This window comes from Aeromicrobium sp. CF4.19 (assembly GCF_051262555.1).
In the GTDB taxonomy this organism is placed as follows: Bacteria; Actinomycetota; Actinomycetes; order Propionibacteriales; family Nocardioidaceae; genus Aeromicrobium.
This window is the reverse complement of sequence record NZ_JBIMEU010000005.1, coordinates 178878-192502: the sequence shown is the minus strand read 5'-3', so window position 1 is coordinate 192502 and position 13625 is coordinate 178878. Positions and strand designations below refer to the sequence as shown.

12 protein-coding genes and 1 tRNA gene are annotated in these 13625 nt (G+C 70.5%); 5 read left to right on the top strand and 8 right to left on the bottom strand.

Features of this window, described 5'->3' with window-relative positions; all coding sequences use genetic code 11:
• Window positions 1–24: 24 nt before the first annotated feature.
• On the top strand, window positions 25–1398 hold the full coding sequence (locus ACHAAC_RS12625) for a dihydrolipoyl dehydrogenase family protein (protein WP_435716603.1): 1374 nt from the start codon (window positions 25–27) through the stop codon (window positions 1396–1398).
• Here the strand turns inward: ACHAAC_RS12625 and ACHAAC_RS12620 are convergent.
• Window positions 1385–2377 (bottom strand): DNA topoisomerase IB, encoded by a 993-nt coding sequence (locus tag ACHAAC_RS12620; RefSeq protein WP_435716601.1) that lies wholly within the window; start codon window positions 2375–2377, stop codon window positions 1385–1387. The two genes, ACHAAC_RS12625 and ACHAAC_RS12620, sit on opposite strands and share 14 nt — an antisense overlap.
• A gap of 76 nt (window positions 2378–2453) precedes the next feature.
• Here ACHAAC_RS12620 and ACHAAC_RS12615 point away from each other — a divergent pair, with 76 nt between their 5' ends.
• Together ACHAAC_RS12615 and ACHAAC_RS12610 are read left to right on the top strand one after the other, a co-directional pair.
• Window positions 2454–3359 (top strand): alpha/beta hydrolase family esterase, encoded by a 906-nt coding sequence (locus tag ACHAAC_RS12615; protein WP_435716600.1) that lies wholly within the window; start codon window positions 2454–2456, stop codon window positions 3357–3359.
• 1 nt (window position 3360) lies between these two features.
• A complete protein-coding gene (locus ACHAAC_RS12610; RefSeq protein ID WP_435716598.1) occupies window positions 3361–4362 on the top strand; it encodes an arsenic resistance protein in 1002 nt (333 codons plus the stop codon).
• Here the strand turns inward: ACHAAC_RS12610 and ACHAAC_RS12605 are convergent.
• Window positions 4348–4896: a TetR/AcrR family transcriptional regulator gene (locus ACHAAC_RS12605; protein ID WP_435716597.1), complete on the bottom strand. Its 549-nt coding sequence runs from the start codon at window positions 4894–4896 to the stop codon at window positions 4348–4350. The two genes, ACHAAC_RS12610 and ACHAAC_RS12605, sit on opposite strands and share 15 nt — an antisense overlap.
• 58 nt (window positions 4897–4954) lie before the next feature.
• Here ACHAAC_RS12605 and ACHAAC_RS12600 point away from each other — a divergent pair, with 58 nt between their 5' ends.
• The gene (locus ACHAAC_RS12600) at window positions 4955–5416 is read left to right on the top strand and encodes a hotdog fold thioesterase (RefSeq protein WP_435716595.1); all 462 of its coding nucleotides are present in this window, start codon (window positions 4955–4957) and stop codon (window positions 5414–5416) included.
• A 62-nt stretch (window positions 5417–5478) separates the two neighbouring features.
• Here the strand turns inward: ACHAAC_RS12600 and ACHAAC_RS12595 are convergent.
• The 5 genes from ACHAAC_RS12595 to ACHAAC_RS12575 all read right to left on the bottom strand — a co-directional run bounded on the left by ACHAAC_RS12595 (window position 5479) and on the right by ACHAAC_RS12575 (window position 10746).
• Window positions 5479–5551: transfer RNA gene (locus ACHAAC_RS12595), tRNA-Arg, on the bottom strand.
• Between the two features lie 239 nt (window positions 5552–5790).
• Window positions 5791–6564 carry an SDR family oxidoreductase gene (locus ACHAAC_RS12590; RefSeq protein WP_435716593.1) on the bottom strand — a complete coding sequence of 258 codons (774 nt, stop codon included), beginning with the start codon at window positions 6562–6564 and terminating at the stop codon, window positions 5791–5793.
• A gap of 35 nt (window positions 6565–6599) precedes the next feature.
• Window positions 6600–7649 (bottom strand): 2,3-butanediol dehydrogenase, encoded by a 1050-nt coding sequence (locus tag ACHAAC_RS12585; RefSeq protein WP_435716592.1) that lies wholly within the window; start codon window positions 7647–7649, stop codon window positions 6600–6602.
• A gap of 32 nt (window positions 7650–7681) precedes the next feature.
• Window positions 7682–9052 (bottom strand): NAD-dependent succinate-semialdehyde dehydrogenase, encoded by a 1371-nt coding sequence (locus tag ACHAAC_RS12580; protein WP_435716590.1) that lies wholly within the window; start codon window positions 9050–9052, stop codon window positions 7682–7684.
• A gap of 62 nt (window positions 9053–9114) precedes the next feature.
• Window positions 9115–10746 carry a flavin-containing monooxygenase gene (locus ACHAAC_RS12575; RefSeq protein WP_435716589.1) on the bottom strand — a complete coding sequence of 544 codons (1632 nt, stop codon included), beginning with the start codon at window positions 10744–10746 and terminating at the stop codon, window positions 9115–9117.
• 190 nt (window positions 10747–10936) lie between these two features.
• Here ACHAAC_RS12575 and ACHAAC_RS12570 point away from each other — a divergent pair, with 190 nt between their 5' ends.
• Window positions 10937–12676 carry a sigma-54-dependent Fis family transcriptional regulator gene (locus ACHAAC_RS12570; RefSeq protein ID WP_435716588.1) on the top strand — a complete coding sequence of 580 codons (1740 nt, stop codon included), beginning with the start codon at window positions 10937–10939 and terminating at the stop codon, window positions 12674–12676.
• Here the strand turns inward: ACHAAC_RS12570 and ACHAAC_RS12565 are convergent.
• Window positions 12668–13561, bottom strand: a complete 894-nt coding sequence (locus tag ACHAAC_RS12565) for a LysR substrate-binding domain-containing protein (RefSeq protein WP_435716587.1) — start codon at window positions 13559–13561, stop codon at window positions 12668–12670. The two genes, ACHAAC_RS12570 and ACHAAC_RS12565, sit on opposite strands and share 9 nt — an antisense overlap.
• Window positions 13562–13625 lie beyond the last annotated feature (64 nt).

Below are 13625 nucleotides of genomic sequence, written 5' to 3'. Positions count from 1 at the left end.
CGGCGAACCGGGCACGATGGATCCATGAGCACCTCATGCGACGTCATCATCATCGGCACCGGGCCCGGCGGAGAGGCGCTCGCCTCGAGGCTGTCCGGTGCGGGCCTCTCGGTCGTGGCCGTGGAGTCCGGCCTCGTGGGCGGGGAGTGCCCGTACTGGGGCTGCGTGCCGTCCAAGATCATCGTGCGGGCGGCCGACGCGGTCGCCGAGGCGCGGCGCGCGGGCGAGCTGGCCGACGTCACGTCCGGGGAGCCGGACTTCGCCCCGGCCGCTCGTCGGATCCGCGAGGAGGCCACGACCGACTGGGACGACACGATCGCCGTCGACCGGCTCGTCGATGCCGGGGTGCAGGTGGTCCGCGGGCACGGCCGGCTGGTGGCCGAGCGCGAGGTGGAGGTCGAGCTCCCCGACGGGCAGGCGCGCCGCTTCGTCGCTGGGCGCGGAGTCGTGCTCAACACCGGCACACGGCCGGGGGTGCCGGACGTCCCGGGCCTGGCGGGCACGCCCTTCTGGACCAACCACGAGATCCTGGAGTCCGGCGACCTGCCGGCCTCGCTCGCCGTCATCGGGGGAGGGCCGATCGGGCTGGAGCTCGCGCAGGCCTTCGGGCGGCTCGGCAGCGACGTCACGGTCCTGGAGGTCGGCCCACGGATCCTCGGCCCCGAGGAGCCGGAGTCCGCCGAGGTGCTCACCGACGTGCTGGGTCGTGAGGGCGTCCGGGTCCTCACCGAGGTGAAGATCGCCTCGGTCTCGTACACCGACGGCCGCTTCGCCGTGGACTGTGGCGACGTGACCGTCGGGGCCGAGCGGCTGCTCGTCGCGGCCGGTCGACGCCCGCGCATCGACGACGTCGGTCTGGAGACCGTGGGCCTGGACCCGTCCGCCCGCTCCGTCGAGGTCGACGACGAGATGCGCGCCGGCCCCGGGCTCTGGGCAATTGGCGACATCGCCGGCCGGGGAGCCTTCACGCACCTCTCGATGTACCAGTCCGAGCGCGCCGCCCGATCGATCCTCGGCGAGGAGCTGGGGGAGTACGACACCAGCTTCCCGCGCGTCACCTTCACGGACCCGGAGGTGGGTGGCGTCGGGCTGACCGAGAAGCAGGCCCGTGAGCGCGGGCTGCGCGTCGGGGTCGGGACGATGCAGCACACCTCGGGAAGCCGCGGCTTCATGCACGGGCCGGGCGCCGAGGGCCTGGTGAAGCTCGTGGTCGACCTGGACCGTGACCTCCTCGTCGGGGCGACCAGCGTCGGCCCGGCCGGCGGGGAGACGTTGTCGGGCCTCGCGGTTGCCGTGCGCGCCGAGGTGCCACTCTCGACGCTGCGCAACTCGGTCTACGCCTACCCGACGTTCTGGCGGGACGTGGAGTCCGCCCTCGCCGACGTCACGCCTTCGTGAGCAGCTCCATCACCTGACGCTCCAGGGTCCGGTTGACCGGCTCGCCGGGTGCGACGAGCCGGTGACCGGCCGCGACGGTGACGCCGTCCTGGAACAGGTCGACGACCCGCGGGTCGACGTAGGACGAGCGCGCGACGGTCGGGGTGTTGCCGAGGTGGTCGGCCACCACGCGCATCGCCGCCGAGACCGAGCGCTTGCGTGCGGCGGTGCTCGAGGCGTCGGCCACGGACAGCTCGGCGGCCGCGATGACGGTGCCTCGCCACGTGCGGAAGTCCTTGGCCGAGAACTCCTGGCCGAGGATCTCCTTGACGTACTCGTTGACGTGGGTCGCACCGAGGTCGTGCCAGCGTCGACCCTCCCGGTAGGCCAGGAGCTCCGACCCACCACCACGGCGACGGCGCAGCCGGTCCAGGACCGTGATGACACGGTCGTCGTGCACCGTCACCTCCACCTCCTGCCCCGACTTGGCGACGTAGCGGAACGAGAGGCCGTTCCCGTCGCGCGTGACGTGCTCGGCCTCGATCGTGGTCAGGCCGTGGCTGCCGTTCTCCTCGGTGTACCGGCCCGACCCCACGCGGAACATCCCCAGGTCGAGCAGGCAGAGGGTGGTGGCCGCGACGGTGCGCAGGTCCGGCTCGTCGCCGATGTGACCGCGGACGGTGCGTCGACGGCGGATGAGCGCGTCGGCGAATCCCTCCATGTGCTCGAACTTCTCCGCGTCGCGCCGCTCTCTCCAGGCCGGGTGGTAGAGGTACTGCCGTCGCCCCGCGTCATCGGTGCCCACGGCCTGGAGGTGACCGTTCTCGGCCGGGCAGATCCACACCCCCTGCCACGCAGGCGGGATGACGAGCTTTCTGCACCGGTCTGCGTCGACGGACTCCAGCGCCGTCCCGTCGGTGTCGAGGTAGCGGAAACCACGGCCGTGCCGCACCCGGGACCAGCCCGGCATGCTCGCGGAGACGCGTCGGAGCCTGACCATGCATCGACGGTAGGGCGGGTGGCCGCTCCCGGCGATCCGAGCAGACGAGCGTGGCGGGGTCCGGCAGACTGGGGCAATGCTGCGTCGCATCCTCGCCTCGGTGGTGCTGCTGCTCGTGGTCGGCGCCTGCACGAGTGAGGAGGACCGGCCTCCGCAGCCCACCGAGGCACCCGAGTCGAGGGGATTCTGCGACGGGCCGAGCAGCCAGACGCTCACGGTCGAGGGCACCGAGCGGATGCACCTGGCGCACGTGCCCAGGGACGTCGGCAGCGGGGAGAGGCTGCCGGTCGTCTACTTCTTCCACGGGCTGGGTGGGCAGGCCGACACCGCCCTGGCGTACACCGAGCTCGCCGAACGGGCCGACGAGCACGGCTTCATCGTGATCGCCCCCCAGGCGATCCAGAGCGGGTCCAGCTGGGACTACCGCTCCTCGATCGACGACCCCACCTCGGACCTGGCCTACGTGCGTGAGCTGATGGACGCGGTGGCTGGGCAGGACTGTGTGGACCCGGACCGGCAGTACGCCTCGGGACTGTCCAACGGCTCGGCCATGACGTTCGCCCTCGCGTGCTCCGGGGAGCTTCCGCTGCGGGGCTACGCGGGGGTGGCCGCGGCGTTCTACGACGAGTCCTGCGACGATGCCCCGCCCGCCTCCATCCTGTACTTCCACGGGACGGCCGATCCCGTGGTGCCGTTCAACGGTGGACCCACGCCCATCGAGCCGGTGCGCCCGGCGCCGGAGACGCTCATCCGTTGGGCCGAGCACGCCGGCTGCGAGTCGGTGGCCGACGAGCAGGCCGTCGGGAACGACGTCGAGCTGTACGAGTGGCCCGGCTGTGCCGACCACCCGGTCGAGGCCTACGTCATCCTCGAGGGCGGACACACCTGGCCCGGCGCGGGTGACATCCCGGGCATCGGTGCCGTCACCGACACCGTGGACGCCAGCGACCTGATCGTCGACTTCTTCGGACTCGACGCCTAGCGTGGCGGGCCACTGGCATCATCGGACGTCCGGTGCGGCCCTCGTCGCCGGTCTGGAGCGCCGCCAGGTCGGTCTCTACCTGGGTGCGATGGCCATCGGCGTCGTGGTCGGCCTGCGGGTCGATGCGGCGAGTGGGCTGGACGTGGCGATCACGCCGGTGCTCGCCCTGCTGCTGTACGCGACGTTCCTGGGGGTGCCGTTCTCGCGGATCCGCACGACGTTGACCGACGGCCGCTTCCTGCGGGCCGTGCTGGTGCTGAACTTCCTCGTCGCGCCACTGGTCGTGCTCGCCCTGTCGAGGGCAGTCGTCTCCGACGGTGCCCTGCTCGTCGGTGTGCTGCTGGTCCTGCTCACCCCGTGCATCGACTACGTCATCGTCTTCACCCGGCTCGCCGGGGGCGCTGCCGACCGGCTGCTGGCGGTCGCACCGGTGCTGCTGGTGCTGCAGCTACTCCTGCTGCCCCTCTACCTGTGGGTCCTCGCCGGCCGTGAGGTGGCCTCGATGGTGGAGCCCGGGCCCTTCCTGCACGCACTGGTGGTGCTCATCGTGCTGCCACTGCTGGCGGCAGCGCTGACGCAGCGTCTGGCGGACCGCACTCGTGCGGGGGCCCGCGTCATGGAGGTCATGGCTGCGCTGATGGTGCCGCTGATGATGCTGACGCTGCTGGTGGTGATCGCGTCGCAGGTGGGAGCGGTCCAGGAGCGACTGGGCGCCGTCCTCGGGGTGCTGCCGGTCTTCGTGGCCTACGCCGTCGTCATGGTGGGGGCGGGAGTCCTCGTCGCCCGGGGGAGTCGTCTCGACGTGGAGGGGTCGCGGGCGGTGGTCCTCAGCGGCGTCACGCGCAACTCGCTCGTCGTCCTTCCGCTGGCACTGGCCCTGCCGGCCGAGCTGGCACTCGTGCCGCTGGTCGTGGTGAGCCAGACCCTCGTGGAGCTCCTCGTCCTGGTGGCGGCCCTGCGCCTGGTCCCTCGGTTGCTGCCGGCGACCTCAGCCCAGGAGTGAGGGGAGCAGGCGGCGGGCCTCGTCCAGCGGCTCGGCGTCCCCACGGGCCCGGGACCGCAGGATCGCCCCTTCGACGACGCTGACTGCCAGACCGGCGAGGCGGCGCGCCTCGTGGGGCGGGCCGTCGACGAGGCAGGCGGCGATGTCGTCGCACCACCGCTCGAACGCATCGGCGGCTGCAGCCCGCACCTCGGGGTCCGCGGCCACCGATGCCGCGGCGACGGGGCAGCCCGGCGCCGCTGCACCGGAGGCGATCGCCTCGGTGACCTGCTGCGACCACCAGTCCAGGAGTGCCTCGAGCTTTCCCCGAGCGGTCGTCGCACCGGCCATGAGGTCCAGGACGTGGGTCCCGGCGGTCCGCACCGACTCCGCGACGAGCTGGTCCTTGCCTCGCGGGAAGTGGTGGTAGACCGACGCCCGCGCGGTCCCGCTGCGGGTCAGGACCTCGGCGAGACCGGTGCCGCGGACCCCGTGCTCGCGCACGAGGTCGATCGTCGCGAGGAGGAGTCGGTCGCGGGGGCCGGGACGGCTCATCGCCCCACCATAGACCGATTGGTCTATTCTGACCGCACCGCCGTCGGAAGGACCACCCGTGACCACCCACTCCCCGGAACAGCTGGAGCACCTGAGGAGCCTCAGCGGCCTGGAGTTCCTCCGGGCTGCCTTCACCACGTCGGACCGTCCCCGGTTCATCGGCGACCTGCTCGGCCTGGAGGTCGAGCAGCTCGACGTCGGCACCGTGGCCTTCTCCGTCCCCACCAAGGCGGACTTCGCCAACCCGCTCGGCGTCCTGCACGGGGGCATCTGCGCGACGCTGCTGGACTCCGTCATGGGCTGCTCCGTGCACTCGACGCTGAAGGCGGGTGTCGGCTACGGAACGCTCGAGCTGAAGGTCAACTACATCCGGACCGTGCCGATCGACGGCGCGCGTCTGGTCGGGACCGGGACGACGATCCACGTCGGCCGCCAGGTCGCGACCGCCGAGGGCTCGGTCGTCGACGACCAGGGTCGCCTGGTCGCGCACGGCACGACCACCTGCATGATCTATCGCTGAGGACAGTCCATCACCTCGAAGTGCCGACGCCGGGGTGGCTGCGCCGGCACCGGTTCCTTCGGTGCCCCCGAGAGGATTCGAACCTCCGACCTGCGGTTTAGGAAACCGTTGCTCTATCCCCTGAGCTACGGGGGCGGGGAGGGCCTGACCTGCGACAGCACCGTCGGGCGTCGTCGCTGATTGCGGTGAACCTGCGCTTCTGCCCCACTGTGACGGCCATGGCCCCACGTCAGCCTAGCCGCCCGAGCACCCCGGGGAGGGCACGGTCTACCTCTGAGGGCGAGGGCCTTCGACTCAGCTCCCACCGAGCGACGATGGGGTGGTGGGTCGCTCGATGCGCCGGCGCCTCTGTGGGGCGGCCCGGGTCGGGTTCGTCAGACGAAGAGCATGCCGCCGTCGATCAGGGCCGCCTGGCCGGTCATGTAGTTGGAGTCCTGACCGGCCAGGAAGGAGACGTAGGCTGCGACGTCCTCGCCGGTGGAGACCCGTCCGAGGGTGATGCCCTCGGCCATCGCCTTCATCGACTCGCCCTCGCCGACGCCGTTGATCTCGCCGAGGTCGTGGTCGACCTCGACCCACATCTGGGTGTCGACGATGCCGGGGCAGTAGGCGTTGACGGTGATGCCGTGCTCGGCCCACTCCTGGGCGGCGGCCTGCGTCAGGGCGCGGACGCCGAACTTCGTCGAGCTGTAGATGCCGAGCAGGCCGAACCCCTTGTGCCCGGCGATGGACGAGGCACCGATGATCTTTCCGCCGGTGCCCTGCTTGATCATCTGGCGGGCGGCCTCGGTGTAGCAGAGGAAGACGCCGCGACCGTTCACCGCGTGCAGCGTGTCGTACTCCTCGGGCGTGACGTCGAGGAGCGCCTTGGTCTGTGCGATGCCGGCGTTCGCGACGAAGACGTCGAGCGAGCCGAGCTCGGTGGCCGTGTCCTGCACGAGCGCCCGGACCGACGCGGGGTCGGAGACGTCGCCGTGCAGCGCGACCGAGCGGACGCCCGTCGCCTCGATCTCCTTGCGGGTGTCGTCAAGAGCCTCGGCCATGCCGGCCAGGTCCGAGACGGCGACGTCGTGGCCGTCTCGTGCGAGTCGAAGTGCGATGGACCTGCCGATGCCTCGGGCGGCGCCGGTCACGTGGGCTGTGGTCATGATGTTCCTCCCGATGGGTGGTTGCTGCGGACGTGTCAGATGGTCGGGTCGACCAGGAGCTTCATCGCCTGGCCGGCGCGAAGCTTCTCGAACCCGTCCTCGACGACGGAGCTGAGCGCGATGGTGTCGACCCAGCCGGTGAAGTCGTAGTGGCCCTGGGCCATCAGGTCGATGACGGACATGTAGTCCTCGGCGGTGTAGCAGATCGTCCCCTGGATGCGCCGTTCCTGGAGCACGAGCTGGATGAGGTCGGTCGAGATCGCCTGGTCGTAGATGGCCACGCTGATCAACGGGCGTCGCTCGCCCAGGCAGGCGAGAGCGGAGTTGACTGCTGCCGGGACTCCCGCGGCGTCGAAGGCTGCGTCGACGCCGGAACCGTTGGTGCGGTCGGCGATGAGCTCGGCGACGTCGGCGTCGGTCGGGTCGAGTGTGCGGGCACCGAGGGCCTCGATGGCTCGGCGTCGCGTGGCGGACGGCTCGACCACGTCGACCTCGCTGAGGCCGAGGCCCTCCAGGGCGAACCAGAGGCCGATGCCGATGGGCCCCGCCCCGAAGACCAGGGCGCTGCTCTGGTCGTTCACCTCGGCCAGCTTCGCCGCGTGGTAGGCGACCGACATGGGCTCGACGAGGGCGCCGTGCTCGACAGAGACGGCCTCGGGGAGCTGGTGGACCTGGTTGGCCGGGACCACGGTGTACTCGGCCATGCCGCCGTCGCACATCAGGCCGTGGAACCCGATGGACGAGCACAGGTTGTAGTGGCCGTTGGTGCAGGCCCGGCACGAGCCGCACCGGTAGATCGGCTCGATGGTGACCTTGTCACCCTCGCGAATCGTGTCGACGCCGCGGCCGACCTCGGTCACGATGCCCGAGAACTCGTGACCCATCACCAGCGGCATCGCCTGATGGGTCAGGGGGTGCGGCTCGGACGGTGGGATGAAGATGGGCCCGTCGTAGTACTCGTGCAGGTCCGTCCCGCAGATGCCGTTGCGGCTGACCTTCACCTTGACGTGCCCGGGGGTCGTCGTGGGCTCCGGGACGTCCTCGACCTCGAGCTTGTTGTTCCCGTGGTAGACGGCTGCTCTCATGGTGCTTCTCCTTGCTAGTCGGTGCTGCGGGATCAGACGTGGCGGACGAGCTTCTTGTTGCTGAACTCATCGAGTCCGAAGCGGCCGAGCTCGCGACCGATGCCAGAGCTCTTGACACCGCCGAACGGCAGGTCGGGGGCGCTCTTGACAGTGGTGTTGAGGCCGACCATGCCGACCTCGAGGCGGTCGGCGACGTAGGCGGCGTGGTCGCCGTCCTGGGTGAAGACGGCGCTGCCCAGGCCGAACGGGGAGTCGTTGGCGAGGTCGATGGCTGCATCCACGGAGTCGACGCGGTGCACCATGGCTACAGGTCCGAACAGCTCCTCGCGGTAGGCGCGCATCGACGGTTCCAGGTCGGTGAGGACGGTCGCCGGGTAGTAGGCGCCGGCGCCGTCCGGAACCTGTCCGCCGGCGTGTGCCTTGGCGCCCTTGGAGACGGCGTCCTCGACCTGCGCGGCGACGTCGTCGCGAGCGCCGACCGAGGCCATCGGCCCCAGCCGGGTCGACTCGTCGTTCGGGTCACCCATCACCCAGGCGGACGCCTGGGCGACGAACTTCTCGACGAACTCGTCGTACACGTCACTGGCGACGATGAAGCGCTTGGAGGAGGTGCACGTCTGGCCGGCGTTGCCGAACCGCGCCGGCACCCCCGCGGCGACGGCCGCGTCGACGTCGGCGTCGGCGAGGACGATGAAGGGGTCCGATCCGCCGAGCTCGAGGACGGCCTTCTTCATGTGCTGACCGGCCAGTCCGCCGATGATGCTGCCGGCTCGTTCGGAGCCGGTCAGCGACACGCCGTGGAGGCGGGGGTCGGCGATCATGCCCGCGACCTGCTCGTTGGAGGCGAACACGTTCTGATAGACCCCGGCGGGAGCGCCGGACTCGGAGATCATGTCGGCGATGCGCAGCGCCTGCTGCGGGCAGCTGCCGGCGTGCTTGAGCAGGATGGTGTTGCCGAGCAGCAGGTTGGGCGCCACGAAGCGGGCCACCTGGTAGTGCGGGAAGTTCCAGGGCATGACCCCGAGGAGCGGCCCGATCGGGGCGGTGCGGACCACGGCGCGGCCGGAGCCCGCGATGTCGAGCTCCTCGTCCTCGAGCAGCTCGGGGCCCTTGGTGGCGTAGTACTCGAAGATGGAGGCCGACAGCTCGATCTCACCCCGAGCCTGACCGACGGGCTTGCCCATCTCCAGGGTCATCAGGCGGGCGAGATCCTCCGAGCGCTGCCGGTACAGGTCGGCGACCCGCATGAGGACGGCGGAGCGCTCCTCGAGAGGGGTGTCCCGCCACCCTCGGTAGGCCTCGGCCGAGCTGGCGAGGGCCTGCTCGACCTCGTCGCCGGAGATGGTGTCGAACTCCTCGACGGTCTCCCCGGTGGCGGGGTTGATGGTGGCGTATCGCGACATTGGGGCTTCCTTGGGAACGGGTCGGCCGGGACGCCCGCGTGGCGGGCGTCCCGGCCGGTGGGTCAGGCGGAGGTGAGGACGTCGGAGTGGGAGGTGAAGCCGGGGAAGCCCTGCTCCGTCTCGTTCGCCAGCTTGTTGCGGTACTCGTTGAGGCCGCCCAGGTAGAACATGACCGTGCGGCGCTTGCCGGGGATGTTCGCGCCGAAGATCCACGAGGCGGCCTTGGGGAAGAGCGTCTGGTCGGCGATGTCGGCGCACTCCTCGGTGAAGGCGTGCTCCACGTCGGGCTTCACGTCGAGCCAGGCGCCCGGCTGAGGTGCGAGGTGCCCGACGGTTTCGCCGATCCACTCGACCTGGACCTCGATCGATGGTGGGAGGTTCGTGAACGGGCCGTTCGGGCCGAGGATCATGAACATGTTCGGGAAGCCACTGGTGGCCATGCCGAGGTAGCTGGTCGGGCCGTCCTCCCAGTGGTCGGCGAGGAGCTCGTCGTTCCGGCCGCGGATCTCCGTGCGCCGGTAGTTGCCGTCGACCGCGTCGAAGCCGGTGGCCAGGATGATGATGTCGAGCTCGTGCAGGACACCGTCCGCGGTGCGGATGCCCTCGGGGACGATCTCGGAGATCGGGTTCTCGTCGATGCGCTCGATGGACACGTGGGGGAGGTTGAACGTCTCGTAGAGGTTGGTGCTGCACAGCGGCCGCCGGGCGTAGAGGTCGTTCGGCGTCAGCTTGCGGGCCGTCTCCGGGTCCTCGACGATCTCGCCGATCTTCTTGCGGATGAACGCCGCTGCCGACTCGTTGGCCTCGGGGTCGGTGGCGATGTCGCCGAAGGTCTCGAACATGTAGCGGAAGCCGCCACCGGTGTTCCACGCCGCCTCGTAGACCGCCTCGCGGTCCTCCACGGGGATGGCGAAGGTCTCGGCGGTGCTCTCGACGAAGCCCATGGCAAGACCGGACTCCTTGACCTGCTTCCAGTTCGCCTCGAAGTTGTCGATCTGCGCCTGCAGCTCCTCGGGGGTGAGCTCACGGTTGCCGGCGGGGACGCTGTACTGCGGGGTGCGCTGGAACGACGTCAGGCGGGCGACGTCCTTCGCGATGGCGGGGATGATCTGTCCGCCGGTGGAGCCGTTGCCGATCACGCCGACCCTCTTGCCGGAGAGGTCGAGGTCCTCGGGCCAGGCGCCCGTGTGCACGAAGTCGCCGGCGAAGGACTCGGCGCCGGTGATCTCCGGGATGTTGATGGCCGACAGCAGTCCGAGGCCGGTGATCAGGAATCGGGCGGAGAACGTCACGCCCGCGTCGGTCTCCACGGTCCACCGGCCGGTGGTCTCGTCGAAGGCGGCCCTGGTCATGCCGGTCTCGAGCTGGATGCTCGAGCGCAGGTCGTAGCGGTCGACGACGCCGTTGAGGTAGTCCAGGATCTCGGGCTGGGTGACGAACTTGGTCTTCCACGGGTTCTGGGCGTACATCTCCTTGTCGAAGGAGAACTGGTAGACGAAGCTCTCCGAGTCCGACAGCGCGCCCGGGTACTTGTTCCAGAACCAGGTCCCCCCGACTCCGCTGGCCTTGTCGATCGCGATGACGTCCAGACCGAGATCGTTGCGAAGCTTGTGGAGGGAGTAGATGCCCCCGAAGCCGAGACCCACGACGACGGCGTCGAGCTCTCGGACCTGGTCGTTGGCGGTGTCGGCCATGACGTGTCTCCTTCGTTGGGTGCGCGCCGATGTGGCGTGGTTCACGTTCTCCACCATCGTGAGACCCCGGTCACGCTCGTCGGTGTCTCGATGTGGCACACACCGGTTTCACGCCCGGTCACGTGCAGTGATACCTCTGCGTCATCAATGGGGGGTCGATTGGTATTGGTGCGGCAGCGGGGAAGCGGGCATGCTGGGACCTCGAGAGACGACGGAGGCAGTCATGGGTGACCCGGTGCGCGACGCGCGCGACGAGCTCAAGCGTGCTGGGCTGAGAGGTGAGGACCCCTCCTCCGAGCTGGTGCCCGACGTCATCGCCCGCAGCTGGCGGCGATCGATCAGCAGCAACGCCTCTCCGGACGCCCCGGCCCAGCTGTTCCGCGAGATCGACACCGAGTCCATCCTGAGCCGCGCGGCCGACCCCGTCCTCGACCGCTGGCAGCACCAGCTCACCGACACCGGCACCACCTTGTTCGTCAGCGACCGCGCCGGGGGCATCGTGGCGCGCCGGGTGAGCGACCGCAGCACGCAGAGGCGGCTGGACGGGGCCAATGCCGCGGAGGGGTTCGACTTCTCGGAGGAGGCGGTCGGCACCAACGGTCTCGGCACGGCGATGGTCGAGAAGCGTCCCGTGATGATCCACGGCGCGCACCACTACAACGAGCTCCTGTCCGACATCACCTGCGCCGCTGTGCCGCTGTGCACCCCGACCGGCTCCGTCATCGGCGCGATCTCCCTCGGCGGCCTGACCCGCGTCACCAGCCCGCTGACGATGTCGGTGACCCGGGAGATCGGCCAGCAGATCGAGGAGCGGCTCCGGGCTGCGTCGCGACCGGAGGACCTCGCCCTCGCGATGTCGTTCATGCGCTACACGAACGCCAAGCGACCGACGGTGATCCTGGACAAGGAGTCCCTGCTCGCCAACACGCCGGGGCTGCCCTTCGTCAGCGTGAGCTCCCACGTCATGCTCTGGGAGCAGCTGCGACGTCACCGGTGGGTGGAGGGCGAGCCGGCTCGCCTGGAGCTGCCGGACCAGTCGGTCGAGGTCGTCGCCCGGCGCGTGGTCGAGGGTCCCCACGTGCACTACGTCGCCCACTTCGCCGAGCTGGGGGCTGCGCCCGGGCTGGTGTCTGCGCGTCGGAGCCCTACCCGCACAGCGGCTACCGTGGCTGCCCCGGTCCTCGTCGTCGACGGGCCACCCGGGTCCGGGCGTGCCACGGCCGCCCGCCACCTGCACGAGCAGCGCCACCCGGGACGGGTGCTCGAGGAGGTGTCGGCCACGCCAGGGGTGGCCTGGGACCACCTGCGCGACCGGCTCGCCGAGGGGGCTGACGTGCTCGTGCGTCGACTGGAGGACCTCACGGACGTCGAGGTGTCGCGCCTGGCGTCCGTCGTTCGCGACCACCGCGCAGCGGTCGCGGCGAGCGATCGGACCTCCGTCCTGCTCCTCACGGTCGACCGGGCTCGCGGACCCCAGGCCTTGGGGGACCTGGTCGAGCGTCTGGGGACGGCCGAGCGCACGGTGGCCCTGGCCGAGGCGCGCGCGAGCGTCCCCGGACTCGTGGCCGAGATCCTCGAGAACGTGGATGACGAACGTCGCCACACGTTGTCTCCCACCGCGATGCAGGCGCTCATGGCCTGGCGCTGGCCGGGCAACATCAGCGAGCTCGTCGACGTGGTCACCGACGTCGTCGCGCGGGTCGACACCTCGGTCATCGAGCGTCGGGACCTGCCGGAGCACCTGCAGGACGTGGCGGCGCGTCGCAACCTGAGCCCGCTGGAGGAGGCCGAGCGCGACACCATCGCCCGGACCTTGGCCGAGGTGGCGGGCAACCGCTCCGAGGCTGCTTCTCGGCTCGGGATCGGGCGCTCGACCCTCTACCGGCGGCTGCGCCGACTGGGGCTGGAGTCCGACGACGGCTCACTCTGAGGGGAAGAGCTCCACGAGCTCGTGCAGCACCGCGGCCAGGGCGGGGCCCTGGTCGTCCCGTCGCCAGGCCACGCGGAGGTCGACGTCGAGCGTCTCCTCGTCGAGCTCGATGAACGCGACGTGCGGGTCGGCGGAGTTCTCGGCCACCGAGCCCAGCGTCAGGTGGCACCCGACCTCGGCGCTCACCAGTGCCAGGGCTGTCTGCGTGTCGGGTGCCAGCTGCACGACGTCGGCGACGAAGCCGTGCTCGCGGGCCAGGCGGCGCAGCCGGTCCGGCAGCACGGCTCCCTCGTGCGGCGGGAGGGAGACGAACGGCTCCGCGGAGAGGTCGCCGATCGACAGACGTCTGGACCCGGCGAGGGCGTGGGTGTCGGGGACGGCCACGACGAGGGTGTCCCGCATGACCACCTCGGCGGAGATCTCCGGCGGGATCACGTCCCAGCGGCCGAGGGCGATGTCGGTCTCCCCGTCGACCAGCTTGCGCATGGCCGGCTGGGCGAAGTTCTGGCTGGAGAGCTCCAGGCGGATGCCCGGGCGCTGCGACCGGACGACGCGGGCCACCTGCGCGACGATGCGGTGGGTCGACAGCCCGGCGAAGGCGATGCGCACGAGCCCGATCTCGCCGTCGTCGGCCGACTGGACGACGGCCTCGGCGCGACGAAGGGCCTCCAGGACCTCTCGGGCGGGGTCGAGGAGGGCGTGGCCGCTCGCGGTGAGACTGACCGAGCGGGTGTTGCGGTCGAAGAGGGTCGAGCCGAGCTCGCGCTCCATCTGCTTGATCGTGCGGCTCAGTGGCGGCTGGGCGATGTGCAGCCGCTCGGCCGCCCGGCCGAAGTGCAGCTCCTCCGCGACGGCGAGGAAGCACCGGACTTGGTGGACGTCCACGAGCACTCCTGACGATTGTTCCTCTGTGGGTATCACAGGGTAACCGATTGAGCATTGGACCGAT